General features: G+C 59.5%; 26 protein-coding genes and 1 tRNA gene. 16 read left to right on the top strand and 11 right to left on the bottom strand.

The features are described from left to right. The first annotated feature begins 7 nt into the window (after positions 1-7). Both CFBP5499_RS06965 and CFBP5499_RS06960 read left to right on the top strand, forming a co-directional pair. Positions 8-853: a phytoene/squalene synthase family protein gene (locus CFBP5499_RS06965; protein ID WP_080825061.1), complete on the top strand. Its 846-nt coding sequence runs from the start codon at positions 8-10 to the stop codon at positions 851-853. Between the two features lie 124 nt (positions 854-977). Next, positions 978-1,436, top strand: coding sequence for a hypothetical protein (locus CFBP5499_RS06960; RefSeq protein ID WP_080825062.1), 459 nt, complete (start codon positions 978-980; stop codon positions 1,434-1,436). A 13-nt stretch (positions 1,437-1,449) separates the two neighbouring features. Here CFBP5499_RS06960 and CFBP5499_RS06955 read toward each other — a convergent pair whose 3' ends face one another. From CFBP5499_RS06955 to lipB, 3 genes are all read right to left on the bottom strand, one after another. Next, positions 1,450-2,385 carry a DMT family transporter gene (locus tag CFBP5499_RS06955; RefSeq protein ID WP_175416643.1) on the bottom strand — a complete coding sequence of 312 codons (936 nt, stop codon included), beginning with the start codon at positions 2,383-2,385 and terminating at the stop codon, positions 1,450-1,452. 70 nt (positions 2,386-2,455) lie between these two features. Next, complete coding sequence (locus CFBP5499_RS06950) at positions 2,456-3,523, bottom strand: NAD(P)-dependent alcohol dehydrogenase (protein WP_080825063.1); 1,068 nt, start codon at positions 3,521-3,523, stop codon at positions 2,456-2,458. Between the two features lie 66 nt (positions 3,524-3,589). Continuing rightward, complete coding sequence (gene lipB, locus CFBP5499_RS06945; RefSeq protein WP_130932436.1) at positions 3,590-4,321, bottom strand: lipoyl(octanoyl) transferase LipB; 732 nt, start codon at positions 4,319-4,321, stop codon at positions 3,590-3,592. Between the two features lie 189 nt (positions 4,322-4,510). On the opposite strand from lipB, the gene CFBP5499_RS06940 reads away from it, so the two are divergent. Next, positions 4,511-4,595, top strand: a tRNA-Leu gene (locus CFBP5499_RS06940). A 545-nt stretch (positions 4,596-5,140) separates the two neighbouring features. Beyond that, a complete protein-coding gene (locus tag CFBP5499_RS06930; protein WP_080825064.1) occupies positions 5,141-5,566 on the top strand; it encodes a PAS domain-containing protein in 426 nt (141 codons plus the stop codon). 71 nt (positions 5,567-5,637) lie between these two features. Here CFBP5499_RS06930 and CFBP5499_RS06925 read toward each other — a convergent pair whose 3' ends face one another. Continuing rightward, positions 5,638-5,805 carry a Thivi_2564 family membrane protein gene (locus CFBP5499_RS06925; RefSeq protein ID WP_003502827.1) on the bottom strand — a complete coding sequence of 56 codons (168 nt, stop codon included), beginning with the start codon at positions 5,803-5,805 and terminating at the stop codon, positions 5,638-5,640. Positions 5,806-5,926: 121 nt separating this feature from the next. On the opposite strand from CFBP5499_RS06925, the gene CFBP5499_RS06920 reads away from it, so the two are divergent. Further along, the gene (locus CFBP5499_RS06920; RefSeq protein WP_080825065.1) at positions 5,927-6,355 is read left to right on the top strand and encodes an OsmC family protein; all 429 of its coding nucleotides are present in this window, start codon (positions 5,927-5,929) and stop codon (positions 6,353-6,355) included. A gap of 3 nt (positions 6,356-6,358) precedes the next feature. On the opposite strand, the gene CFBP5499_RS06915 is transcribed toward CFBP5499_RS06920, so the two are convergent. Genes CFBP5499_RS06915 through CFBP5499_RS06905 form a run of 3 tightly spaced genes read right to left on the bottom strand, consistent with a single transcriptional unit; the run spans position 6,359 to position 9,486 of the window. Next, a complete protein-coding gene (locus tag CFBP5499_RS06915; protein WP_080825066.1) occupies positions 6,359-6,853 on the bottom strand; it encodes a peptide deformylase in 495 nt (164 codons plus the stop codon). A 16-nt stretch (positions 6,854-6,869) separates the two neighbouring features. Continuing rightward, positions 6,870-7,169 carry a hypothetical protein gene (locus tag CFBP5499_RS06910; RefSeq protein WP_175416642.1) on the bottom strand — a complete coding sequence of 100 codons (300 nt, stop codon included), beginning with the start codon at positions 7,167-7,169 and terminating at the stop codon, positions 6,870-6,872. Between the two features lie 16 nt (positions 7,170-7,185). Next, positions 7,186-9,486, bottom strand: coding sequence for an FdhF/YdeP family oxidoreductase (locus CFBP5499_RS06905; protein WP_130932437.1), 2,301 nt, complete (start codon positions 9,484-9,486; stop codon positions 7,186-7,188). A 392-nt stretch (positions 9,487-9,878) separates the two neighbouring features. Between CFBP5499_RS06905 and mgtE the strand changes: the two genes are divergently transcribed. Beyond that, positions 9,879-11,306 (top strand): magnesium transporter, encoded by a 1,428-nt coding sequence (gene mgtE / locus CFBP5499_RS06900; RefSeq protein ID WP_080825069.1) that lies wholly within the window; start codon positions 9,879-9,881, stop codon positions 11,304-11,306. A gap of 71 nt (positions 11,307-11,377) precedes the next feature. Further along, entirely contained in the window at positions 11,378-11,764 is a 387-nt protein-coding gene (locus CFBP5499_RS06895) for a MerR family transcriptional regulator (protein WP_003515319.1), read from the top strand. 198 nt (positions 11,765-11,962) lie between these two features. On the opposite strand, the gene CFBP5499_RS06890 is transcribed toward CFBP5499_RS06895, so the two are convergent. Together CFBP5499_RS06890 and CFBP5499_RS06885 are read right to left on the bottom strand one after the other, a co-directional pair. Further along, positions 11,963-12,928, bottom strand: coding sequence for a heparan-alpha-glucosaminide N-acetyltransferase (locus CFBP5499_RS06890; protein ID WP_080825070.1), 966 nt, complete (start codon positions 12,926-12,928; stop codon positions 11,963-11,965). Between the two features lie 92 nt (positions 12,929-13,020). Then, positions 13,021-13,713, bottom strand: a complete 693-nt coding sequence (locus tag CFBP5499_RS06885) for a DUF599 domain-containing protein (protein ID WP_080827332.1) — start codon at positions 13,711-13,713, stop codon at positions 13,021-13,023. A gap of 502 nt (positions 13,714-14,215) precedes the next feature. Here CFBP5499_RS06885 and cobU point away from each other — a divergent pair. The 5 genes from cobU to ccoP all read left to right on the top strand — a co-directional run bounded on the left by cobU (position 14,216) and on the right by ccoP (position 18,432). Further along, a complete protein-coding gene (gene cobU / locus CFBP5499_RS06875; protein WP_080825072.1) occupies positions 14,216-14,737 on the top strand; it encodes a bifunctional adenosylcobinamide kinase/adenosylcobinamide-phosphate guanylyltransferase in 522 nt (173 codons plus the stop codon). Between the two features lie 298 nt (positions 14,738-15,035). Continuing rightward, positions 15,036-16,658 (top strand): cytochrome-c oxidase, cbb3-type subunit I, encoded by a 1,623-nt coding sequence (gene ccoN / locus CFBP5499_RS06870; protein ID WP_080825073.1) that lies wholly within the window; start codon positions 15,036-15,038, stop codon positions 16,656-16,658. 10 nt (positions 16,659-16,668) lie between these two features. Next, positions 16,669-17,400 (top strand): cytochrome-c oxidase, cbb3-type subunit II, encoded by a 732-nt coding sequence (ccoO, locus tag CFBP5499_RS06865; protein WP_080825074.1) that lies wholly within the window; start codon positions 16,669-16,671, stop codon positions 17,398-17,400. A 12-nt stretch (positions 17,401-17,412) separates the two neighbouring features. After that, positions 17,413-17,565: a CcoQ/FixQ family Cbb3-type cytochrome c oxidase assembly chaperone gene (locus tag CFBP5499_RS06860; RefSeq protein ID WP_006316283.1), complete on the top strand. Its 153-nt coding sequence runs from the start codon at positions 17,413-17,415 to the stop codon at positions 17,563-17,565. Between the two features lie 3 nt (positions 17,566-17,568). Continuing rightward, positions 17,569-18,432, top strand: a complete 864-nt coding sequence (gene ccoP / locus CFBP5499_RS06855; protein WP_080825075.1) for a cytochrome-c oxidase, cbb3-type subunit III — start codon at positions 17,569-17,571, stop codon at positions 18,430-18,432. Positions 18,433-18,475: 43 nt separating this feature from the next. On the opposite strand, the gene CFBP5499_RS06850 is transcribed toward ccoP, so the two are convergent. Together CFBP5499_RS06850 and CFBP5499_RS06845 are read right to left on the bottom strand one after the other, a co-directional pair. Continuing rightward, the gene (locus CFBP5499_RS06850) at positions 18,476-18,832 is read right to left on the bottom strand and encodes a VOC family protein (RefSeq protein WP_080827333.1); all 357 of its coding nucleotides are present in this window, start codon (positions 18,830-18,832) and stop codon (positions 18,476-18,478) included. 11 nt (positions 18,833-18,843) lie between these two features. Beyond that, entirely contained in the window at positions 18,844-19,248 is a 405-nt protein-coding gene (locus tag CFBP5499_RS06845; protein WP_080825076.1) for an SRPBCC family protein, read from the bottom strand. 118 nt (positions 19,249-19,366) lie between these two features. On the opposite strand from CFBP5499_RS06845, the gene ccoG reads away from it, so the two are divergent. Genes ccoG through ccoS form a run of 4 tightly spaced genes read left to right on the top strand, consistent with a single transcriptional unit; the run spans position 19,367 to position 23,893 of the window. Continuing rightward, positions 19,367-20,950 carry a cytochrome c oxidase accessory protein CcoG gene (gene ccoG, locus CFBP5499_RS06840; RefSeq protein WP_080825077.1) on the top strand — a complete coding sequence of 528 codons (1,584 nt, stop codon included), beginning with the start codon at positions 19,367-19,369 and terminating at the stop codon, positions 20,948-20,950. Beyond that, the gene (locus CFBP5499_RS06835; RefSeq protein WP_080825078.1) at positions 20,947-21,447 is read left to right on the top strand and encodes a FixH family protein; all 501 of its coding nucleotides are present in this window, start codon (positions 20,947-20,949) and stop codon (positions 21,445-21,447) included. The genes ccoG and CFBP5499_RS06835 overlap by 4 nt, the downstream gene beginning before the upstream one ends. Beyond that, on the top strand, positions 21,444-23,735 hold the full coding sequence (locus CFBP5499_RS06830; protein WP_080825079.1) for a cation-translocating P-type ATPase: 2,292 nt from the start codon (positions 21,444-21,446) through the stop codon (positions 23,733-23,735). The genes CFBP5499_RS06835 and CFBP5499_RS06830 overlap by 4 nt, the downstream gene beginning before the upstream one ends. Beyond that, a complete protein-coding gene (ccoS, locus tag CFBP5499_RS06825; protein ID WP_080825080.1) occupies positions 23,732-23,893 on the top strand; it encodes a cbb3-type cytochrome oxidase assembly protein CcoS in 162 nt (53 codons plus the stop codon). Before CFBP5499_RS06830 ends, ccoS begins: the two co-directional genes overlap by 4 nt. The last annotated feature ends 89 nt before the right edge of the window (positions 23,894-23,982 follow it).

Raw genomic sequence — 23,982 nt, 5'->3', positions numbered from 1 at the left:
GGGAACCATGGAACCCACAGAAAATCTCGATGCCTGCCTCGCGACGCTGCGCGACACCGATCGTGACCGCTATCTCGCCTGCCTTCTGTCGCCTGCCGACAAGCGCAATGCTCTGGCGGCGCTCTATGCATTCAACGCTGAAATCGCCCGCATCCGCGATTCCGTGCGCGATGCGCTGCCCGGTGAGGTGCGCATGCAATGGTGGCGTGACCTCATTGACGGCAATCCGCACGGTGACAGCCAGTCCCACCCCGTGGCCGCAGCGCTTTTGACAACGATCGAGCAATATCGCCTGCCGCGCCCGGTGCTCGGCAATATGATCGAGGCACGTATCTTCGATCTCTATGACGATCTGTTTGAGGATCGCAATGCACTTGAGGGTTACGCCGGCGAAACTGCCTCGGCCCTGATCCAGCTGGCAAGCCTCGTGCTTTCCGCTGATGACGCCGCTCAAAGCGCGGAAGCGGCGGGACATGCGGGTGTAGCCCAGGCAATGGCCGGCATGCTGCTGCTCATGCCGCTTCACCGGCGTCGCGGACAGGTCTATATTCCCGCCGACATGCTGGCTGCGGCTGGTCTTGATCGTGAAACCTTTCTTGCAGGTCAGGACAGGCAGCGTATCGGCATTGCCGTGGAAATATTCGCCGCCCATGCGCTCGATCATATCGAGAAGGCAAGACGTGCGACGATCTCGAAAAATCTCTTTGCCGCCTATCTGCCCGTCGCTTTGTCCGGCCCGGTCATTGCTGCCGCCAGAAAGGCGGGGGCAGGGGTATTCGACGGCGATCTGCAAGTGTCGCAGCTTCGTCGGCAATGGCTGCTTGCGAAGGCCTCTTTCCTCAAGCGTTTCTGATCGCAGGGCGCCTGTCACTGCGAGCCACACTTTCACGCAAGCCTCGAGCTCTATGAACCCAGATTGGGTTCGTGTTGTTTCGAGTCGCGAATCGAGAAGTTTCGGTACTGAGGGAGCGTCCCGGATGAATTTGGCGATCTGGATTATCGTTTTCGTGCTGCTTTCGGTCTTCGCCGTTTATGCCTGGCGTATGTCGCGGGCAACCGAGGACGACAGCAGCCATGATGTGGGGCAGGCGATCATGGATTTCGCCCGTGCCTTTCCCAGTGAGGCGATCAGAAGCCTGCATATGACGGCGGATGGCGGGGCGGCTTTCGTGCGGCTGCACGACAACAAGGCCGGTTTCATGCGCAACATGGGGTCCCACTATGTCTGTGTGATGATCGATCCCGAGCGCATCCGGGTCGAGAGCCTGGAAACCGGCGATGGTTTCGTCGTCACCTTTTTCGATATGCCGAAATATAGCGGCTCATACCGCTTCAAGTCTGCGGGAGAGGCAGCAGAAGTTTCGCTGTGGCTGCTTGGCAGCCTGGTAGAAGCGCAGGATCATCACGACGAAGGGCCACAGCCCTCGGGCGCCTGAAAGCGTTTGGCCGTTATTGCGCGTCGAGCGGCGGGTTCGCCCGAGCCTGCTTGCTTTCCCGCCAGATGATGAACAGGCCGGATGCGACGATGATGAGGATGCCAAGCCATTTCGATGGGGTGGGAAAATCCGAAAACAGCGCATAACCGAGAACCGTTGCCGAGATGATCTCGAAATACTGGAACGGCGCCAGCAGTGACAGCGGCGCAAGTCGGAAGGCCCTGACGATCAGCAGGTGCATGTAGCCGGATATCGACCCCAGCAGGATGAGCAGGGCAAGCGCGAAGCCGGATTGCGGAAGCGACATGGTAAAATCCCTGTCGCCCAGCGCATCGCCAGTCAGAAGCACCGTGCCCATGAATATCGTGCCGGCGATGCCGGACATGGTCTGCATGACGAGCGGGCTGTCGGCGTTGCCGATGGCGCGGTTCAGAAACAGATAAAGCGTGTAGAGGAAAGCGCAGGCGACCGGCAAAAGCGATGTCCAGCCGAAGATTTCGAAGCTTGGCTGAATGACGATCAGCGCGCCACCAAAACCGACGACGATTGCCAGCCAGCGCTTCCAGCCGACTTTGTCGCCGAGGAAGAGAGCCGACATCATCGTCAGCATGAAAGGCTCGACGAAATAGATCGCAAAGACATCGGCGAGCGGCATGTATTTGACGGCGGCGAAGAACATCAGGCTGGCCGCGGCATGGAGCACGCCGCGCAGGCAGTTCATCCACGGCCGTTTCGCGCTGAACAGCGCTGTGGGCGAAACCACGAGCAGCAGCGGCAGGGTGCAGAGCACCTGGAAGAAAAATCGGTAAAAGGTCACCTGCGCCGGCGACATGCCGCCGCTGACAGCCATGTATTTGGCGATGGCATCCATGACCGGCAACACGAACATGCAGCCCGCCATGATGGTCATGCCCTTGGCGACGTCGCTGAAACCGGTCTGGCTGTTCATGTCAGGCTGTGCTTTCGACCGGAAGGTCAACGAGGAGAGGGGCGCCGAATGCCGCCCCTCTCTTCAAAAGTCAGGCGGCCTTCTGGCGCGGCAGGCTCTTCATATCAATGACGAAACGATAACGCACATCGCTTTTTATCATGCGTTCATAAGCGTCGTTGATCTGATCGATATCGATCATCTCGATTTCGGCGGCGATGCCTTTTTCGGCGCAGAAATCCAGCATTTCCTGGGTCTCGGGAATGCCGCCGATCATTGAGCCCGCAAAGGTCTTGCGGCCGGGAATGAGGCTGAAAGCCATCACCGACAGCGGTTTTTCCGGCGCGCCCACCTGCACCAATGCGCCATCGCGTTTCAGCAGCGCAAGATAGGCGTTGATGTCGTGGTCGGCGGCAACCGCATCAATGATGAGATCAAGGCTCGCGGCGGCCTTGTTCATCTGGTCGGCATCGCGAGAGATGATGACCTCATGTGCGCCGAGCTTTTTCGCGTCTTCCGCCTTGCCTGGCGAGGTCGTGATCATCACGACAGTCGCGCCCATGGCATTGGCGAGCTTGACGGCCATATGGCCCAGACCGCCGAGACCAACGACGCCGACACGTTTGCCAGGGCCGGCGTTCCAATGCCGCAGCGGCGAATAGGTGGTGATGCCCGCGCAGAGCAGGGGTGCCGCGGCCGCCGGATCGAGCCCTTCGGGAATATTGAGGACATAGCGGTCATCGACCACCACATGGGCGGAATAACCACCAAGCGTATGTGCGTCGCCGCCCATCGCCTTGTCAGGCGCGTTATAGGTGCCGGTCATACCGTTTTCGCAATATTGCTCCAGCCCTTCCGCGCAGCTTGCGCATTCCCGGCAGCTGTCGACGATACAGCCGACACCGACGCGGTCCCCTGTCTTGAACCGGGTGACTTGCGACCCCACCCGACCGACGCGGCCGATGATTTCGTGGCCGGGGACGCAAGGGTAGAGGGAGCCCGGCCATTCGCTGCGGGCCGTGTGGATATCCGAGTGGCAGACGCCACAGAATTCGATTTCGATTTCGACATCGCGCGGACCCGGATCGCGGCGCTTGATGGTTGCGAGCTTCATCGGCGAAGAACCGTCGTCGCAGGCATAGGCGGACGTAGTGAACATGGTCGTTCCTCCTCTTATGGTGATCGATGCATCAAACACCGGCCTGCGACAAAGGTTGCGCTGAGATCAGCCGCCTGCGCCGGTTTCGGGCACTGCCGGGCCAAAAACCTCCTCGAAGGCCTCGCGCAACAGAACGTCGACATCGCTGATCATAACCGGCAATCCGAGATCGACAAGGCTGGTGACGCCATAGGCGCTGATGCCGCAGGGAACGATGCCGGAGAAATGCGTGAGGTCGGGATCCACATTGATCGACAGCCCGTGAAAGCTCACCCATTTGCGCAGACGGATGCCGAGGGCCGCGATCTTGTCCTCGGCCATGCCGCCATCGGGAAGCAACGGTTTTTCCGGCCGCCTGACCCAGACGCCGACGCGATCCTCGCGCCGTTCGCCACGGACATTCATCTTGTCGAGCGTGCGGATGATGACGTTCTCCAGCGCCGCCACGTAGGCACGGACATCCTGCCGCCGGCGTTTCAGGTCGAGCATGACGTAGACGACCCGCTGCCCCGGCCCATGATAGGTGTATTCGCCGCCGCGACCGGTGGCGAAGACGGGAAAACGGTCCGGCTCGATGAGATCGGCCACGTCAGCACTGGTGCCCGCGGTATAAAGCGGCGGATGCTCCAGCAGCCAGACGAGTTCGTCAGCCTCGCCCGCCGCAATGGCGGCAACTTCACGCTCCATCTCCGCGACAGCCTGCCCATAAGGGATGAGACCATCCGAGATTCGCCAGCGAACGGGCGGCGAACCGGCGGCGGGGAACATATTTGTCTCGATATCCGTGCGTGTGAGCATGAAAAAGTCCTTTCCACAGCCTTCTCGCAAAATGACGACAAGGCCGCAACCCCAGCATTTCCGGGCTTCCTGCATATAGGATGGTGCAGTGCGATTTTTAATTTCAAAAAACTGTCATGACGCTCTTGTGCACCCAAAATCCTTTTGCTACATGCACCCCCGTCGGCGCAAGTCGACGCCTACCACGATGCGGTCGTGGCGGAATTGGTAGACGCGCAGCGTTGAGGTCGCTGTGGGGCAACCCGTGGAAGTTCGAGTCTTCTCGACCGCACCAAAGAAACCCGCTTCGGCGGGTTTTTTCTTTTTTAGCCAATCGGTTAGCTCTGCATTCGGCGAGACAGAAATGTCGGTTGGTGCGAATATGCGCATGCCGCCTCGCTTTATATTGCAGCTGGCGCGCTATACTTTCAGGGCGGCAATCATTCCTTGCCGCCGCCTGGATTGAATGGATAGGCCGGGCTAGCGTCGGCCCCGCTGTCCGTCACCGACCCGATAGGGGTCGCCGTCCATGACCTGATCCATCCGCCACTCGTTTCCTCGATAGGGACTGTGCCAAGTCTGGCACCCGGCCAAAACGACGGTTGCGGTCAGCAGTCCAAAAGTAAGGGCGGTTCGCAGCATATTGAACTCCTTAGGCATGTCATCGCAAACCATGTAGGTGCAGGCGCGTGGTTTTGCGACGGTTCCTCAGAATTTATTGCTTCCTTCAAAACCTTCACCTCAATCCGTTGACCAGTAAATTTCGGTGGATATCGATGCACGCTGCAGTAGTCGGACGGTTCCCCCTACAAAAACAAGGGGTGGAATATTAGAGGTCTGATGTTAGCTTTTGTCAGGAAAAAATGTCTGGAGGTTTTCGTGCTGGGGGACAAAACGGATTCAGACAATGCGCTTGGCTATTACATGTGGAGCATTTCCGATAACCGGCTGATCATGGATGCGGTCACTGCGGAATGTCATGGGTTTTCGCAGGAGGTTGCGTCACGCGGGGTGACGATCGAGGAGATTCTCGAAAGAATCGATTTCGAAATGCGCGATCAGGTGGCGCAGGCTATTTTTGAGAGCATCACGACGGGGGTGTTTTTCGATCAGCGTTACAAGATTGATCTGCCTGATGGTTCGAGCCGGTGGATCGTGGCGAAGGGCAGGGCGATTTTCGATGCTGACAATACGCCGTTTCTCGGCATTGGCAGCGTTCGGGACGTTACCGTCAAGAAAGCCTTTCAGTTCGAGCCTCGCCAGTAGCGATCAGGCGAGTGAAAACTGCGCAAAAAAGGCGGCTTTCGCCGCCTTTTTTGTTTTGCTCCGCCGGGACATCAGAAGACGGCGAGGTATTTCAGTAGCGAAATAATGCCGATAATGATGACGATCACCTGGGCGATCTGTTTTGCGCCGCCGCCAACCGGCAGTCGCGCGATGAGCCACAAGACGAGCACGATCACCAGGAAGGTGATAAGAATGCTGACGAGCGTAGATGTAACCATATGTCCCAGCTCCCTGTAAAATAAAGGTCCAACGGTCGTTCACCGTCGTGTGAATAAAAAGCGCCAGACGGTTTTTTGTTCCATGCGGTTGATTGCGCGCGATTAAATTTGGGTTCCCTTGATGGTGGATGGTTCGAAAGTGAAATTGAGGCCGGTGGGCGCCAAGGCAAAAGTCGGACGGCTTGGCCGGCCGATGATTTCGACGGTAACCGGCGGTGCTCTGGAGATCGTGACCGGTGTCTCGGAGCCGGGCTTCAACCCGATCGATCTTCTTTATTCGTCGCTTGCCGCCTGCCTTGCGCTGAGCGCCCGGATTGCGGCAAGCCGGTTGGGCGTGCTTGACCGCTTCGAAGGCGCTGCCGTCGATGTGTCCGGCGAAAAATCCACAGACGAGCCCTATCGTATTCTCCGATTCGATATCCGGATCGAGATTACAGGCAGTTTCGATGAAGCGACCCGCGCCGCAATCGCTCATATGGCGGAGGATATCTGCACCGTTAGTAACACGCTGAAGGGCAATGCGGAATTTGCGCTGTCGATAACCGGCTGACCATCACGGTTTTTGGGATTTTTCCCACTTCTTCACCAGCCGGTCGCGCTTGAGCCTGGAGAGGCGCTTCAGCCAGAAAATACCGTCAAGCTGGTCGATCTCGTGCTGGATGCAGATGGCATGGAATCCTTCTGCAGTCTCGGCGTGTTCCGCGCCGGTTATATCCTGAAACCTTATCTCGACCATAGAAGGCCGCTCGACCTCGTCGGTGAAACCCGGCATCGAGACGCTACCTTCCACATGCCGCATGGCCTGCGTGGATCGGCTGATGATTTCGGGATTGATGTAGGTCAGGACGGTTCCCGGCGTCAGTTCAAGCACGAAGACGCGCTGCAGCACGCCGATATGCGCTGCCGTGATGCCGACGCCGGGGGCGGCGCGCATCGTGTCGATCAGATCAGTGACCAGTTCCCGCAGATGATCGTCAAAAGCCGTAACCGGTGCGCAGATCTGCGAAAGACTGGCATGGGGGTAGGGCAGGATCGGTCTTGTTGCCAAGGAATTCTCCTTCGTTTCAAATCCGAGAGGATGAGGCGGCAAGCGCCCGTCCTTCCACGGTCACCTCCAGAAAGCTGCGCTGGGTGCGGGTGTCGCGTTTCGTCACCCGCAGGAAGCGAGGCGACAGGCTAGTGATTTCGCGCAGAACGAGGGCATGTGCAAGCCCCAGCCGATTGGCGATGCTACGGCTGTCGGTTGCGATGTCCTGATGGATTGCGAGCAGAATTGCTGCTCCCGTCGACGTCAGCGCTGGAGACGATTGCTGGATTTTTTCCACAGCCGCCAGAAAAGCGGCGGCAGATCGTTCCTCATCCATCAAGCGGGCATCCCGCTCATTTGGCATCGGCGAGCAGGCGGACGGAAACCAGCACCGATTTCGATGTCGGCGTGAAGCTGCCTTCGCCGTAGCTCGACAGAGGCACCAGCACGTTCAGTTCCGGATAATAACCGCCGACGCTGCCGCGCGGGATATTATAGGGCACCAGACGGAAGTTCCTGGCGATGCGTCCCACCCCGTCGCCATATTCGCCGATGACATCGACACGCTGGCGGGAATGGGCGCCAAGCGCCTCCATATCCGCAGGATTCATGAAAATGACCCGGCGCTCGCCATAGACACCGCGATAGCGGTCATCCATGCCGTAGATCGTGGTGTTGTATTGATCGTGGCTGCGGAAGGTCTGCAGCACGAAGAGATTGTCGCGAGTCAGCGCCTGTTGGTGCTCGGTCGTCTCGGGCAGTGGACCACTATAGAAGGTGGCCTTTTTTGCCGGCGTCTTCCACTCCCGTTCGGCAGCCGCGTTGCGCAGATGAAAACCGCGGGGGACGCGGACACGCTCGTTGAAATTGTCGAAACCCGGAATGACCCGCTCGATCATGTCGCGGATGAGATCGTAATCATCAGCGAGCGCCTTCCAGTTCACATTGATATTGCCGAGCGTCGCTTCGGCGATGCCGGCAATGATGGCGACTTCCGAGCGAAGTTCATCTGAGGCCGGCGGATTGATGCCGCCGGAACCATGCACCATGCTCATGGAATCTTCGACGGTGACGATCTGCGACCGGCCGGTCGAATTGCGGTCAATTTCCGTGCGGCCGAGGCAGGGCAGCACGAAGGAGGTTTCGCCCGGCACCAGATGCGAATGGTTGAGCTTGGTGGCGATGTTGACGGTGAGCTTCTGCTTTTCGAAGGCCTTGACGATCAGCGGACTGTCGGGCGTCGCCCGCAGGAAATTGCCGCCGAGTGCGATGAAGGTCTGAGCCTTCCCATCCAGCATGGCTGCGACAGCCTCAACGGTATTGTGACCGCGTTTGCGCGGCATGGGGACGCCGAGTTCCTTCTCCAGTGCGTCAAGAAGCGCCGGCGGTGCTTTTTCGTCGATGCCGACGGTGCGGTCGCCCTGCACGTTGGAATGGCCGCGTACCGGGCAAAGGCCGGCACCGGGACGGCCGACATTGCCCCGCAGCAGCATGAAATTGGCGATCTCACGAACGATCAGGACCGAGTGCCGGTGCTGGGTGACGCCCATGGCCCAGGTGGCGATGACGGAACCGGCATTCATGTAGATGCCGGCTGCTTCTTCAATCTCGGCGCGGGTCAGGCCGGACTGGTCGAGGATGCTTTCCCAGCTCGTTGCATCGACCGCGGCGCGATAGGCCCCGAATTCGGCCGCATGTTCGGCAATGAAGTCGTAGTCGATAATGGCGGGTTCGCCCGCCGCCCTTGCGGCATCGTCGGCGGCGAAGACCGCCTTGCTCATGCCGCGCACCGCCGCCATGTCGCCGCCCTGGCGCGGCTGGTAATAGTTGGTGGCGATCTTCGTGCTGCTGCCGGTGATCATTTCGATCTTGTCCTGCGGGTCGGCGAAGCGTTCCAGACCCTTTTCCCGGATGGGATTAAAGACGGCGATACGGGCGCCGCGAAGGGCGGCGCGGCGCAGATCGCCCAGCATGCGGGGGTGGTTGGTGCCGGGATTTTGCCCGATGACAAAAATGGCGTCTGTCTGTTCGAAATCCTCGAGCAGCACCGTGCCCTTGCCGACGCCGATCGATGCATTGAGGCCAACGCCGCTCGCCTCGTGGCACATGTTGGAACAATCGGGGAAGTTATTGGTGCCGTAAAGCCGCACCATCAGTTGATAGAGGAAGGCCGCCTCGTTGGAAGCGCGGCCGGAGGTGTAGAATTCGGCCCGGTCGGGGCTGTCGAGGCTGTTGAGGATACGGCCGATCTCGGCAAAGGCATCGTCCCAGGAGACGGGGAGGTATTTGTCGCTTGCCCGGTCATAGCGCATCGGATGGGTGAGGCGGCCCTGTTTTTCCAGATCATAGTCGGACCAGCCGCGCAGTTCGCAGACCGTGTGGCGGGCAAAGAAATCGGGCGGAACGCGGGCCTCGGTCGCCTCCCATGACACGGCCTTCACGCCGTTTTCGCAGAATTCGAAGGAGGAGCCGTGTTCCGGGTCACCCCAGGCGCAGCCGGGGCAATCGAAGCCGTCCGGCTGGTTGGTCTTTAGGAGTGTACGGACACCGGAAATCGGCGCCCCGGATTCCAGAAGGCGTTTGCCGACACTCTTCAACGCACCCCAGCCACCGGCGGCGGCTGATGCCTTGCCCAAGAAATCCGTCTTGCTCATAATTGTCTTATCCCGGAAATCATATTCGTGCCTACCAGGCCACGGTTTGTCATTCGTCAAAATAATCTTCACAAGCGCCGATCCACGGCGGCTGTCAATGCTTAATTGTGCAACGCGGAAAAGCCGAAACGGAAGGCCTGAACTTTGTTGCGGAACGACGTAAAGGGGGCGCGCGTTGTCGTAAATTAAGCCGCGACAACGGGCTGATCAGGGTATAAGCCGCAGGCCGCCTTATCGCGCCCGGTGCGCCGAAGAGGAATGACGAATGGATTTAATACCGTGCGAGCGGAGCATGGATATTTGCACCTATCCGGTTGTTGACAATATGCTTTTTAACGCCATTCTGCCTCCGCGAACGTGCACTGCGGCATTTTAATACGAGGGGACGCCACATGACAGACCGTGACGACGATCCTGTCGCGCCCGATGACGTAAAGCCGGCAGAAGCGCTCTCCGATATTTACGCGGAAGATGGGTCCGTTCGCTCCGATTTTCTGGCGATGGTGGGCGCTGCGATCGCCGATCGCGACCTGCTTTTCCTGCGCAAGAATGTTGCGCGGCTGCATGAGTCGGAGCTCGGCGACGTGCTGGAATCCATCCTGCCGGAACAGCGCCACGCGCTGGTCAGGCTGCTGGGTTCCGATTTCGACATGACGGCGTTGACCGAGGTGGATGAGGGTATCCGTCTCGATATCGTCGACCAGATGTCGAACGAGCAGATCGCCGCCGGTATCGGCGAGCTCGATTCGGACGATGCGGTCTACATTCTCGAGGACCTGGACGACGAGGACCGCGAGGATATTCTCTCGCAGCTGCCATTTACCGAACGCGTGCGGCTGATGCGGGCGCTGGATTATCCGGAGAGCTCCGCCGGCCGCCGCATGCAGACGGAATTCGTCGCCGTGCCGCCGTTCTGGACCGTGGGACAGACCATCGACTATCTGCGCGAAGAAGAGGAGCTGCCCGAATCCTTCTCGCAGATCTTCGTCATCGACCCGACCTTCAAGCTGGTTGGTGCGCTTGATCTCGACAGGGTGCTGCGCGCGAAGCGTCAGGTGAAGATCGAAACGATCATGCACGAGACCAACCACTCCATTCCGGCCGAGATGGACCAGGAGGAGGCAGCACAGCTTTTCGAGCAATATGACCTTCTCTCTGCCGCCGTGGTCGATAATAACGGCCGACTGGTGGGCGTTCTCACCATCGATGACGTGGTCGACGTCATCCAGGAAGAGGCGGAGGAGGACTTGCTGCGTCTGGGGGGCGTGGGTGACGAAGAACTGTCGGACAGTATCGTCAGCACCTCTCGTTCACGCGTGCCCTGGCTTGCCGTCAACCTGCTCACGGCCTTTCTCTCCGCTTCCGTCATCAGCCTGTTCGATGCGACCATCCAGCAAATCATTGCGCTGGCGATCCTGATGCCGGCGGTGGCAGGCATGGGCGGTAATGCCGGATCGCAGACCATGACCGTCTCGGTGCGGGCACTCGCCACCAAAAGCCTCGATATTCACAATGCCGCCCGCATCATCCGGCGCGAGGCGGGGGTGGGCATCCTGAACGGTATGCTGTTCGGCTGCGCCATCGGCATCGTTGCCGGGGTATGGTTTCAGGATATCCATATTGGCGGCATCATCGCCACCGCCATGTGTCTCAACATGCTGGCCGCGGCGCTTGCCGGCATTCTCATTCCGCTGGTTCTCGACAAGTTTGGCGCTGACCCCGCCGTTTCCTCCGCAGTCTTTGTGACGGCGGTAACCGACATTGTCGGCTTTTTCGCCTTTCTGGGGATCGCGACCTGGTGGTACGGTATTTCCGGATAGGTGAGACGGGCAAAAATTGACTTTTACGTGAAGGTCAAATAATATCTTCCGACCATGAATCGGATAGGCCTTTGGACAAGTATTATAGCATAACCGAACTGACACGCGAATTCGGTGTTTCCACGCGCACCTTGCGTTTTTACGAGGACGAGGGGCTGATTCACCCTGAGCGTCGCGGGCGCACACGCCTGTTCAGGTCTGCCGACCGGCGTCTCATTCAGGAAATCCTGCGCGGCCGCCGTATCGGTTTCACGATCGCCGAGATTCGCGAGATCATTCACGTCTACAAGGAGCCGCCGGGCGAATCGGGCCAGCTGGTACTGCTGATGAAGAAGGTCGATGAAAAGCGCGCCGATCTCAGGCAGAAACGCAAGGACATCGAAGAGACGCTGGCGGAGCTCGACAATGTCGAAGAAGCCTGTCTCACCCGGCTTGCCGAAATCGGCGTGGGGACTTAAGCGAAATTCCGGGTGGTATTCGCGCTGGGTCATCGTTTAAGAACTAATATGTCTCCTCCGTCATCCTCGGGCTTGTTCCCAGGATCTGCTACGGTTCAATTTTGGGAAACGCGGATAATCCTCTGGACAAGCCCGAGGATGACGCCGAGTGCGGATGGTAACGCTCGAAAACGTGGGCTCGGTTTGGCCCATTTGTACCTATTGCGCTTCAATCGTACATTGTTGCGCCAATTCACCGACCTTCGTCTGCTGATCGGCGCTGAGCTTGCCTTCCATCATGATGTCAAACAGGCTTTCCGCCTGCAGTTTCTCCAGCGTGCAGCCGCAGAAACGCTGGCACAGTTCCAGCCCGTTCGGCTGTTCGACGCAGCTTTTTTCGCAGCTCGATTTGTAAAGCTCCACCTGATCGACGGGGGGAGGCGGGGCCACGACCGACAGGACATAAACGAGGCCGATCAGCACCGGCTGGTGGATGAGGTAGAAGGCAAGGCTGTGGCGGCCGGCGCTGGCGACCAGATTGCGCGGGGAGCTTGGATTGCGAAAACGGTCCAGCCAGCCGCGTGGTGTGACGAATTGGGAAACCGCAAGACCGCCAAGGAAAGGCGCAAGCCAGGGCAGCAGCGGCACGTAGTCATTCGAGCGCGGCGGCATGGTGGAAAAGCCGATCCAGGCCAGCCATTTTGCGTTGAAGAGATCGGATTGCAGATATTGCGGCAGGACAAATGCAATGATCGCGAAAAGTAGCGTCACGGGCGCGGGCGCCCGCAGGAACAGCAGTCCCACCAGACTTGCGGCGGCGATATTGTGTAATATGCCGAAGAAGATGAAACTGTCCGGAAAAGCGAAATAGGTGGCGACGGTAATGAGCAGGGCCGACCCGGCCACCATCGCAAAACGCTTGCCGAAGGATGGCCAATTCAGACCCTTGCCATGGGCGAGAAACAGGCTGAATCCGGCAAGAAACAGGAACGAGCTGGCGATGCCGCGCGCATAGAGCTTCCAGAGGCCCGTGGTTGCCGTGCCGGGTTCGAGATAGCCGAAATATTCCAGATTCCATGTGAAATGGTAGGACGCCATGGCGAGGAGGGCGAGCCCTCTAAAGGTATCCAGCCCGCCGATGCGGCCTTTGCGGCGGGTTTCATTTGCGGCTGCGTCTGTGTCCATGATTTCCGCTTTTTTCAGCTTTTCGAGGGGCCGGCATTCACTTGGATTCGCTTAAAATGACGTGTGGGCTTGGCCCTTTAAGTGCGGCTATTTCAAGGCCGGTTTTCTTCCATGATGGCGCGGCGGGCCTCTGAAAAGAACTGTCGGCGCAACAGCGCCACGATGATGATGACGGTGCTGGCGATGAAGACATAGGGGCTGATGAACCAGCCGAGATAACCGATGGAAAGGAAGATCGTCCGCAGGCCGTCATTGAAGTTCTTAGCAGCGATGATGTTCATCTTTATGACGTTTTCAGCGGCACGCTCCGCCGCCTCGCGGTCCGTATTGACATCGTGGACCATGGGAATGGCACCGAACAGGATGGTGCAATAGTTGAACAGACGGTAGGACCAGCCGAATTTGAAGAAGGAATAACCGAACAGGCAGGTGAGCCCTATGACCTTCAGCTCGAAGGCGGTGCGCCCGGCATAGTGCACGAAGGGCATGTCGCGAAACACCGATTCGACCTGTTCGGTCGCGCCCAGAAGGGCGAAACATCCGCCGATGGCGAAGATGGAGGTGGAGGCGAAAAAGGCGGTGCCGTTCTGCAGGCCGGCCATGATCTGCGTATCGATCATCTTCAGGTCGCGCTTCAGCGAATTCATGATCCACTCGCGCCGGCGCCCGGCCATGGCCTGATTGAGGCTGGTTCTCGAAAAAAGCGTTCTACCTGTCGTGACATGCGTATAGGCAGCCCACAACACGATGAAAATGACGATCGAGATATAGTCCATGACGGTCATCACGGGCGGGCCACCTTGCTGTTTGCGAATCTTCGAAAGCATATTGATTTGAAGGCTATGGCAAGGCAATGGCGGCGATTGCCGTCACCGGATATTCTCTTGCGGCGTCGCCGCCGCACCATTCGGATTTTCGCTAACGTTCCGGTAACCAAGTCGCTTTATCAATCACTTCGCGGACGACAGGTCTGCCGGTTCCGGGTCAGGTTTTGCGTACCGGTTCCGCGTCATTTCCCGGCACGGCCGTCCGCCGATTGACAGGATGGTCTTTCGCACCTAGCCTTTCATCAGGACCGGTGTTTCCGGCATCCGGGGTAATCAGGGCTTTTGATGTCCCGCATCCTGCGGGCAGGTCTTGTTTCTCCGGTCCGGTATCAGCGGCAGTCCGGCATGAGCAACCGGGGGACGCCTTTTTCTACGAATCGTTCCCTTCATGACCGTCTGTCTCTGGCTTGCGACACCGCAACGATGCCGGTCCGCTTCATTCTTTCCTTTCAGGTTTTCCATGACAGATAAAAACCGCTCCGTTTTCATTCTTGGCGGGGCGCGCTCCGGCAAGTCGCGTTTTGCCGAAGAGCTTGCGGGAAAGGCGGGGGGACGCCTGCACTATCTCGCAACCGGTCGGGCATGGGACGACGAGATGCGTGACCGTATCAGCCATCATCAGCAACGGCGCGGGGGGGAATGGACCACTCATGAAGCGCCGGTCGATATTGCTGCCGTGCTGCAGCGGCTCGACGGCCCGGAAAATGTCATCCTCATCGACTGCCTGACATTATGGCTCACCAATCTGATGATGGACAATACCGATATGGAGACGGCCTTCGCGGGACTGGAGGCGGCAATTGCATCGGCGCGTGCAAAGCTGATCCTCGTCTCTAACGAGGTCGGTCTCGGCATCGTGCCGGAAAACCGCATGGCGCGCGAGTTCCGCGATCATGCGGGCCGCCTGCACCAGCGCATCGCGGCCATTGCCGACGAGGTTTATTTCGTCGCCGCCGGGCTGCCGCTGAAGATGAAGGGCTGAAACGGGAGACTGCCGGCTGATCGAGCCTGAACGTCCGCGGCAGCCGTTCGGTTTATTGTCCACCAGGGCCTGAAATTATCGCGCCAAGAGCAGGACGTTTTTGTTCTTCCACAATTCCTTTTCATGAGGCCGCACCCTGTTTTACCGGGGCTGCGACAGCTTGGCTTTCTTGATCTGGATCAAGGTGGGCTTTCCCGCGCGGTGGCAATGCTCCAACCGACGCAGAGGCGCGTTTCCGCTCTCCCAGGCGCACAACCTGCCTTTCGTCGGTCGGCTTGCACGTTGGGGGAAACCAACAATGAATTACACGTTAGAAACCGCGATCGTGGCCCTCGGGGCCTTTCTCGCGTTGCTCGGGGCAGCCTTTGCCCATGACAGTCTTTTCGCCGCCCATATGTGGGTGCTGTTCTTTACACTGCTGGTCAGCACGGTGCTTCTGTTGCGCCGTGTCTCCTTCGCGCCTGTCGATCCGGCCGCGCTCGCCCGCCGCAAGTCGGAATATTTCGACGAGGTGGTGAAATACGGCGTCATCGCCACCGTGTTCTGGGGTGTCGTCGGTTTTCTGGTCGGGGTCGTGGTGGCGCTTCAGCTTGCCTTTCCCGATCTCAACATCGCACCTTATTTCAATTTCGGCCGCATGCGGCCGCTGCACACCTCGGCGGTGATCTTCGCTTTCGGCGGAAATGCGCTGATCGCCACGTCCTTTTACGTGGTGCAGAGAACCTGTCGGGCGCGCCTGTTCGGCGGCAATCTCGGCTGGTTCGTGTTCTGGGGTTATAACCTCTTCATCATCATGGCTGCCACCGGTTACCTGCTCGGCATCACCCAGGGCCGCGAATATGCGGAGCCGGAATGGTATGTCGATATCTGGCTGACCATCGTCTGGGTCGCCTATCTCGTGACCTTCCTCGGCACGATCTTCATGCGCAAGGAGCCACACATCTATGTGGCGAACTGGTTCTATCTCGGCTTCATCGTCACCATCGCCATGTTGCACATCGTCAATAATCTGGCGGTGCCGGTGTCGTTCCTCGGCGTCAAGAGCTATTCGGCCTTTTCGGGTGTGCAGGATGCGCTGACGCAATGGTGGTACGGCCACAATGCCGTCGGCTTCTTCCTGACGGCCGGCTTCCTCGGCATGATGTATTATTTCATTCCCAAGCAGGTGAACCGGCCGGTCTATTCCTACCGCCTGTCGATCATCCACTTCTGGGCGCTGATCTTCATGTATATCTGGGCCGGTCCGCACCACCTGCACTATACCGCGCTGCCGGACTGGGCGCAGACGCTCGGCATGGTGTTCTCGGTCATGCTGTGGATGCCCTCGTGGGGCGGCATGATCAACGGCCTGATGACGCTTTCGGGCGCATGGGACAAGATCCGTACCGATCCCGTCGTGCGCATGATGGTGATGGCGGTGGCCTTCTACGGCATGGCGACCTTCGAAGGTCCGATGATGTCGATCAAGGCCGTCAACTCGCTCAGCCACTATACCGACTGGACCATCGGCCATGTTCATTCCGGCGCGCTTGGCTGGAACGGCATGATCACCTTCGGCGCGATCTATTACCTGACGCCGAAACTCTGGGGCAGGGACCGTCTCTACAGCCTGCAACTGGTCAACTGGCACTTCTGGCTCGCCACGCTCGGCATCGTCGTTTACGCCGCCGTCATGTGGGTGGCCGGCATCCAGCAGGCTTTGATGTGGCGCGAATATGATAGCCAGGGCTTCCTCGTCTATTCCTTCGCGGAATCGGTCGCGGCACTGTTCCCCTATTACGTGATGCGTGCACTGGGCGGCCTGATGTTCCTCAGCGGCGCACTGATCATGGCCTACAACGTCACGATGACCATCCTCGGTCATCAACGCGAGGAGGGCGCCAGCAAGGGCGCGGCTCCTTCGCTGCAGCCTGCTGAATAAGGAGAGGCCGATGTCCATACTTGACAAACACGGCGTCATCGAACGCAACGCCACGCTGCTTTTGGTCGGCTCCCTGCTGGTCGTCTCCATCGGCGGTATCGTGGAAATCGCACCGCTCTTTTATCTCGAAAACACCATCGAGAAGGTGGAGGGCATGCGACCTTACACACCGCTGGAACTGGCCGGGCGCAACATCTACATCCGCGAGGGATGTTATGTCTGCCATAGCCAGATGATCCGGCCGTTCCGCGACGAGGTGGAGCGTTACGGGCATTACAGCCTGGCGGCGGAATCCATGTACGACCATCCGTTCCAATGGGGTTCCAAGCGCACGGGGCCTGACCTCGCGCGTGTCGGTGACCGCTATTCGAACGAATGGCATGTGCAGCACCTGGCCAATCCGCGCTCGGTGGTGCCGGAATCGATCATGCCGTCCTATGCGTTCCTCAAGACCACGCCGCTGAAGATCACGGATGTCTCCATGGAGCTGAAGGCCAACCGCGCCGTCGGCGTGCCCTATAGCGACGAGATGATCGAGAAATCGGCGGCCGATCTGCACGCGCAAGCCGATCCCAACGCTGATACGAGCGAGCTACTTGCTCGTTATCCGAAGGCGAAGGTCGGCGATTTCGACGGCGATCCGGCCAAGCTGACCGAAATGGATGCGCTGGTTGCCTATCTGCAGATGCTCGGCACGCTGGTCGATTTCTCGACCTATGACGATGCCGCCGGATACCGGTGAGGAGGCGACACGATGGAAACCTACACGGCCATGCGCCACTTCGCCGACAGCTGGGGCCTGCTTGCCATGACCCTGTTCTTCGCCGGCGTCGTCGTTTTCACCCTTCGCCCCGGCTCCAAAAAAGCCGCGGACGATGCCGCCAGCATTCCGCTCAGGGAGGACTAGGATATGTCCGAAAAACACATCGATAAAATCAGCGGCGTCGAAACCACCGGCCATGAATGGGACGGTATTCGCGAGCTGAACAACCCCATGCCGCGCTGGTGGGTCTGGACCTTCTATTTCACGATCCTCTGGGCCATCGGTTATACCATCGCCTATCCGGCTTACCCGCTGATATCAGGCGCAACAAAAGGGCTGCTCGGCTGGAGCAGCCGCGGCGAAATCGCCGCCGAAATTGCCGATGCGAAACAGGCGCAGAGCGTCTATGTCGACAGAATCGCCAATTCCTCGCTTGCCGAAATTCAGGCGGACCCGACCCTGATGCAGTTTGCCCTATCCGGCGGTGCCGCCGCTTTCAAGGTCAATTGCATCCAGTGTCATGGTTCTGGCGCGGAAGGCGGGCAAGGTTATCCCAACCTCAATGACGACGACTGGATGTGGGGCGGCAGCGTTGACGACATCTACACGACGGTGAAACACGGCATTCGTTTTGCTGAAGATGCGGATACGCGCGCTTCGGAAATGCCTGCTTTCGGCGACATTCTGAAATCGGACGAAATCCGTGAGGTTGCCGCTTATGTCGTCAGCCTCACCGGCACCCCTTCCAATCCTGTGCTGGTGGAGCCCGGCAAGCAGCTTTTTGCCGACAATTGCGCCTCGTGCCACGGCGAAGACGCCAAGGGTAATCGTGAATTCGGTGCACCCAATCTGGCCGACGCGATCTGGCTGAAGTCGCATGGGGAGGAAGGCATCGTCTCGCAGATCCGTTCGCCCAAGCACGGCGTCATGCCCGCCTGGGGTGAGCGTCTCGGTGACACGACCGTCAAGCAGCTGGCGATCTTCGTGCATTCGCTTGGTGGGGGCGAGTAAGCTCTCCGGCAGAAAAGGAAAGGGCCGCGTGATGCGGTCCTTTTTATTTATTCGACCACGCCGCCAGCTCGTATCCATCCGGATCGGTGAAATGGAAACGCCTGCCGCCGGGAAAGGCGAAGATCGCTACGCTGATCTGGCCGCCGGCGGCTTCGATGCGCCGTTGCACATCCTCGATATCGGCGGCGTAGAGAATGACGAGCGGTCCGCCCTTGGCCGAAACCGGCGCGGTGGTGGTAAAGCCGCCCGTCAGCCGCCCATCGGAAAATTCGCAATATTGCGGACCGTAATCCTTGAAGGTCCAGCCGAATGCGCCACCGTAAAATTCCTTGCTGCGTTCGATGTCGGCGACGTTGAATTCGACATAGTCGATGCGCCGGTCATTGGCATTTTCTGTCATCATCTACTCCATCAATCTGCTTCGAGCAGCGATTTCAGTGTTTCGAGATCGGCGGTGATCGCCTTGGCGTCCTGCTCGAAATCCTCGTCCGTCATGCCCTGAAGGCGAAGCAGCGTGAAGCTGACTTCCGTGCCGCTGCCATTCGGGGTTACCCGAAGCGCGTTATAGACCTTCACGCCGTCAGGCAATGTCACGACATGATCGATGACGCCGAATTCATTGTGGGGCGCGAAATTCACGCGCACTTCACCGAGCGGTCCGCCTTCGGCGATCCAGTCTTCGCCATCCGCTTTAAGGCCGCCGCCAAGGCCGGCGGCCCATCGGGACATGTTTTCTGGATTGGCGGCGAAGTCGTAGACCTCTGCCCACGGCTTTTCGACAGACAGATGAATGATTCTCGACTGCATGACAGGCATCTCGTCCTCCCTCTGCGGCGTGGTCCCCCCTGCGCCACTTTGTCGTCACTTGATGTAAGTCAAGGATGTTTCACCGCTGAGATGGGAGAAAGCAAGGAGATAAAACGGACAGCTCATCATGAACATCTATCGCGCCGGACAGGATCGCCCGCAACAGCCCGTCGAAAGGCTGGAGGCGGAAGCCGTCAATTCCGCAAAAACGCGCAAACCGCTCTACGAAGCGCGAAAGAAGATTTTCCCCAAGCGCGCTGAGGGCAGGTTCCGGCGGTTCAAATGGCTGGTGATGCTGGTCACGCTTGGCATTTATTATCTGACGCCATTCCTGCGCTGGGATCGTGGCCTCTATGCGCCCGATCAGGCGGTGTTGATCGATATCGCCAACCGGCGCTTTTATTTCTTCTTCATCGAAATCTGGCCGCAGGAGTTCTTTTTCGTTGCCGGCCTGCTGGTCATGGCGGGGCTGGGGCTGTTTCTCGTCACATCAGCCGTCGGGCGTGCATGGTGCGGTTACACCTGTCCGCAGACCGTCTGGGTCGACCTGTTTCTGGTGGTCGAACGGGCGATCGAGGGCGACAGGAACGCCCGCATGAAGCTGGATGCAGCGCCCCTCACATTTGGCAAATTGCGCAAGCGGGTGCTGAAACATGCGATCTGGCTGGTGATCGGTGTTCTGACCGGCGGTGCCTGGATTTTCTATTTCGCCGATGCGCCGACGCTGGCGATGCAATTCATGACCGGGCAGGCGCCGATGATCGCCTATTCCACTGTCGCCACGCTGACCGCCACCACCTATGTCTTCGGCGGACTGATGCGGGAACAGGTGTGCACCTATATGTGTCCATGGCCGCGCATTCAGGCGGCGATGCTGGATGAGAATTCGCTTGTTGTCACCTATAATGACTGGCGCGGCGAACCGCGCTCGCGGCACGCCAAGAAGGCTGCGGCCGCAGGCGAGAGCATCGGCGATTGCGTCGATTGCAACGCCTGCGTCGCGGTCTGTCCCATGGGCATCGATATCAGGGACGGGCAGCAGCTGGAATGCATCACCTGCGCGCTCTGCATCGATGCCTGTGACGGGGTGATGGACAAGATCGGCAAGCCGCGCGGGCTGATCGCCTATGCGACGCTGTCCGAATATCAGTCCAACATGGCGCTGGCGACCGGCAATGGCGAATACGCCATCCGCCCCACCAATGTGCGTGAGGAGGACGGCAGTTTCAGCAAGCGTGTCCGCCACTTCAACTGGCGCATCATCTTCCGGCCGCGCACGCTGCTTTATACCGCCATCTGGGCTGCTGTCGGCATCGGCATGCTGTTTGCGCTGGTGACGCGCGAGCGGCTGGCGCTCAATGTCCTGCATGACCGTAATCCGCAATATGTGCTGGAATCGAACGGGTCGATCCGTAACGGCTATACCGTGCGCATTCTCAACATGGTGCCGCAACCGCGCATAATGAGCCTGACGATAGAAGGCCTTCCGAATGCGGTGATGAAGATAAACGGCATGGCGGATACGGCGGCGCGCGCCTTCGAGGTGACGGTGGAGCCGGACGAGGCGACGACGCTGAAGGTCTTCGTCACCCTGCCAGGCAAGGATATCGCGCGGGCGGCGGAAAACTTCGAATTCATCGTCAGCGATACGGGCGGTCATGAGACGGCCCGCTACGATGCGGTCTTTAATGCTCCGGGAGCGAAAAAATGACAGTGAACAATCAACGCACCTCCGGATTCGTTTTCACCGGCTGGCACATGCTCGGCGTGATGGTGCTGTTCTTCGGCACCGTCATCACCGTCAACATGATCATGGCTTGGAACGCGGTCCACAGCTGGAGCGGGCTTGTGGTGCCCAACACCTATGTGGCCAGCCAGCAGTTCAACGCCAAGGCGGAAGCCGCCAAGGCAAGGGCCGCGACCGGCATCAAGGGCAAGCTCGTGGTTGATGAGAAGACCGTGCACTATGAGGTCTTCCATCCTGAAACCGGCCCGGTCGATACGGATACGGTGACCGCGCGTTTCCGCCGGCCGGTGGGTGAACGCCAGAATTTCGATATGGAGCTGACCCCGGCCGCCACCGGCATCTTCGCCGGCGCGCATGACATGCTGCCCGGCCAATGGATCGTCGAAATCACCGCCGTCAAGGATGGCCGGATCATCGTGCATGAGGGCAAACGGATCGCCGTCATCAGGGGGCGCAAATGAGCTGCTGCGCACCGGGAACGGAAGGTTCGTTGCAGCTTGGCGGGTCGGTCAATCCGCCATCGTCGGAGGAGTTGATGCTGGCGAGCCGCGATCTGGGGCAGGGGCTGCGCCAGACCGATCTCAGCGTGCCGGATGTTTATTGCGGCGCCTGCATCACAACCATTGAGATTGCGCTTAACCGTTTGCCACAGGTGGAACGCGCGCGGGTGAACCTGTCGTCCAAACGTGTGGCGGTTGTCTGGAGGGAAGAGGTCAATGGTGTCAGGACTGATCCCGCCGAGATTGCCCGTGCAATTCTGTCGATGGGATACCGCACACATCTTTTCGCCAGCGGGCAGGATGCTTTGGACGCCTTGCGCTCGCAGCTGATCAGGGCGGTGGCGCTGTGCGGTTTTGCTTCCGCGAATATCATGCTGCTGTCGGTCTCCGTCTGGTCGGGGGCGGATGCAGCGACGCGCGACATGTTCCACTGGATATCGGCGATGATCGCAGCACCAGCACTGATCTATGGCGGCCGTTTCTTTTATCAATCGGCCTGGAACGCGCTGAAACACGGCCGCACCAATATGGATGTGCCGATTGCGCTCGCCATCACGCTCTCCTATGCCGTTTCGCTGTGGGAGACGATCCATCACGGCGAACATGCCTGGTTCGACGCGACCGTGTCGCTACTGTTCTTCCTGCTGATCGGCCGCACGCTTGACCATATCATGCGCGACAAGGCGCGCTCGGCCATTGCCGGGCTCGCCCGGCTTTCGCCGCGCGGCGCAACGGTGATCGGTGAGGACGGGATGCGGGACTACCGGTCGCTCGCGGATATCGACCCCGGAATGTCGATTGCGATTGCGGCGGGTGACCGGGTGGCAGTGGACGCCGTGGTGGTCTCCGGCAGCAGCGATCTCGACATGTCCATCGTCAACGGCGAAAGCGCGCCACGCCGCGTTACGGCAGGCGATAGCCTGCAGGCCGGTACGCTCAATCTCACCGGTTCGCTGACAGCGCGGGTGACAGCATCGGCAGAGGATTCCTTCTTGTCGGAGGTCATCGGTCTCATGGAGGCGGCCGAGGGCGGGCGGGCGCGTTACCGGCGCATCGCCGACCGCGCCGCAAGCTATTATTCGCCCGTGGTGCATCTTCTGGCGCTGGTGACGTTTCTCGGCTGGGGTTTCTTCGGTGGCGACTGGAAGCAGGCGATGCTGATCGCCATTGCGGTTCTCATCATCACCTGCCCCTGCGCGCTCGGTCTTGCTGTTCCTGTCGTGCAGGTGGTGGCCGCAGGAAGGCTCTTCCGGCACGGCATCATGGTCAAGGAAGGTTCGGCCATGGAACGCCTGGCCGAAATCGACACGGTGCTCTTCGACAAGACCGGTACTCTGACCGTCGGAAAGCCGCGACTGGTCGAGACAGGCGATGTGAAGCCAGCCATCATGGCGATTGCTGCGGGCCTTGCCGCCCATTCGCGCCATCCACTGTCGAAGGCTCTGCATGCCGCTTATAGCGGTGCCCTGCCGGCCTATGAGACAGTGCGGGAAATTCCGGGCTCGGGCGTCGAGACTGAGACCGAGGCGGGGACCTACCGGCTCGGCAATCGCCGTTTTGCCTGCCCGGAGGAAGCGGACGTAAACAATGGCGATGCGCGGTCGGAAGTGGTGCTGTCTCTCGATGGCCGGTATCTGGCGAGCTTCCGTTTCGAGGATAGCCCCCGCGCCGGCGCCGTACAGGCACTGCGCAGCCTCTCGGCACGGGGCTTGATGCAGGAAATCGTCTCGGGTGACCGGGGGGCTGCCGTCAGCGCCATGGCGCAGCGGCTGGAGATCGGCAACTGGCGTGCGGACCTGTCGCCGAAGGACAAGGCGGCGCGCTGCGCTCAACTCGCCGGTGAAGGATGCAGGGTGCTGATGGTGGGGGATGGCATCAATGACGCGCCGGCGCTTGCTGCCGCCCATGTTTCGATGGCGCCCGCAACCGCCGCCGATATTGGCCGGCAGGCCGCCGATTTCGTGTTCATGCAGGAGGATCTCGATGCCGTGCCTTTCGCGATCGAGACATCGCAGCGAGCCGGCAGCCTCATCCGGCAGAATTTCGCCCTCGCCATCGGCTATAACATCATTGCCGTACCCATCGCGATTGCCGGTTATGCGACGCCGATGATCGCGGCCATCGCCATGTCGACATCCTCGCTGATCGTCGTCGCCAATGCATTGCGTCTTGCCGGTGCGGCTGACACTGTCCGTCCTCAAAATGAAGCGAAGGCAGGATTTGCGGGTGAGGGGGCGCAACTGGCATGAACATGCTGATCTATCTCATTCCCGTTGCGCTGTTCCTGGGCGCGCTCGGGCTTTTCGCATTCCTCTGGTCGGTACGCTCAGGTCAATATGAGGACATGGAGGGCGCGGCCTGGCGGGTTATAGACGATGGCGATGACCGGCCCCGGCCATCATCTTGAGGGCAGGCGCGAGTGTTGCCTCGACCTGTCGCAAATATGCAAAGCTGATTTGCGTCATCAAAATTTAATCGTTTCAGTCGCCCCCAGCC

The organism is Agrobacterium tumefaciens, from assembly GCF_005221325.1.
GTDB lineage: Bacteria > Pseudomonadota > Alphaproteobacteria > Rhizobiales > Rhizobiaceae > Agrobacterium.
Note: the sequence above shows the minus strand (reverse complement) of the source record. Positions and strands in the feature narration are given on the sequence as shown.

Excerpts from the sequence above, each read along its gene's own strand:
- CFBP5499_RS06965 (WP_080825061.1), top strand. The coding sequence starts at position 8 with ATGGAACCCACAGAAAATCTCGATGCCTGCCTCGCGACGCTGCGCGAC.
- CFBP5499_RS06960 (WP_080825062.1), top strand. The coding sequence starts at position 978 with ATGAATTTGGCGATCTGGATTATCGTTTTCGTGCTGCTTTCGGTCTTC.
- CFBP5499_RS06955 (WP_175416643.1), bottom strand. The coding sequence starts at position 2,385 with ATGAACAGCCAGACCGGTTTCAGCGACGTCGCCAAGGGCATGACCATC.
- CFBP5499_RS06950 (WP_080825063.1), bottom strand. The coding sequence starts at position 3,523 with ATGTTCACTACGTCCGCCTATGCCTGCGACGACGGTTCTTCGCCGATG.
- lipB (WP_130932436.1), bottom strand. The coding sequence starts at position 4,321 with ATGCTCACACGCACGGATATCGAGACAAATATGTTCCCCGCCGCCGGT.
- CFBP5499_RS06930 (WP_080825064.1), top strand. The coding sequence starts at position 5,141 with ATGTTAGCTTTTGTCAGGAAAAAATGTCTGGAGGTTTTCGTGCTGGGG.
- CFBP5499_RS06925 (WP_003502827.1), bottom strand. The coding sequence starts at position 5,805 with ATGGTTACATCTACGCTCGTCAGCATTCTTATCACCTTCCTGGTGATC.
- CFBP5499_RS06920 (WP_080825065.1), top strand. The coding sequence starts at position 5,927 with ATGGTGGATGGTTCGAAAGTGAAATTGAGGCCGGTGGGCGCCAAGGCA.
- CFBP5499_RS06910 (WP_175416642.1), bottom strand. The coding sequence starts at position 7,169 with ATGGATGAGGAACGATCTGCCGCCGCTTTTCTGGCGGCTGTGGAAAAA.
- CFBP5499_RS06905 (WP_130932437.1), bottom strand. The coding sequence starts at position 9,486 with ATGAGCAAGACGGATTTCTTGGGCAAGGCATCAGCCGCCGCCGGTGGC.
- mgtE (WP_080825069.1), top strand. The coding sequence starts at position 9,879 with ATGACAGACCGTGACGACGATCCTGTCGCGCCCGATGACGTAAAGCCG.
- CFBP5499_RS06890 (WP_080825070.1), bottom strand. The coding sequence starts at position 12,928 with ATGGACACAGACGCAGCCGCAAATGAAACCCGCCGCAAAGGCCGCATC.
- CFBP5499_RS06885 (WP_080827332.1), bottom strand. The coding sequence starts at position 13,713 with ATGACCGTCATGGACTATATCTCGATCGTCATTTTCATCGTGTTGTGG.
- cobU (WP_080825072.1), top strand. The coding sequence starts at position 14,216 with ATGACAGATAAAAACCGCTCCGTTTTCATTCTTGGCGGGGCGCGCTCC.
- ccoN (WP_080825073.1), top strand. The coding sequence starts at position 15,036 with ATGAATTACACGTTAGAAACCGCGATCGTGGCCCTCGGGGCCTTTCTC.
- ccoO (WP_080825074.1), top strand. The coding sequence starts at position 16,669 with ATGTCCATACTTGACAAACACGGCGTCATCGAACGCAACGCCACGCTG.
- CFBP5499_RS06860 (WP_006316283.1), top strand. The coding sequence starts at position 17,413 with ATGGAAACCTACACGGCCATGCGCCACTTCGCCGACAGCTGGGGCCTG.
- ccoP (WP_080825075.1), top strand. The coding sequence starts at position 17,569 with ATGTCCGAAAAACACATCGATAAAATCAGCGGCGTCGAAACCACCGGC.
- CFBP5499_RS06850 (WP_080827333.1), bottom strand. The coding sequence starts at position 18,832 with ATGACAGAAAATGCCAATGACCGGCGCATCGACTATGTCGAATTCAAC.
- CFBP5499_RS06845 (WP_080825076.1), bottom strand. The coding sequence starts at position 19,248 with ATGCCTGTCATGCAGTCGAGAATCATTCATCTGTCTGTCGAAAAGCCG.
- ccoG (WP_080825077.1), top strand. The coding sequence starts at position 19,367 with ATGAACATCTATCGCGCCGGACAGGATCGCCCGCAACAGCCCGTCGAA.
- CFBP5499_RS06835 (WP_080825078.1), top strand. The coding sequence starts at position 20,947 with ATGACAGTGAACAATCAACGCACCTCCGGATTCGTTTTCACCGGCTGG.
- CFBP5499_RS06830 (WP_080825079.1), top strand. The coding sequence starts at position 21,444 with ATGAGCTGCTGCGCACCGGGAACGGAAGGTTCGTTGCAGCTTGGCGGG.
- ccoS (WP_080825080.1), top strand. The coding sequence starts at position 23,732 with ATGAACATGCTGATCTATCTCATTCCCGTTGCGCTGTTCCTGGGCGCG.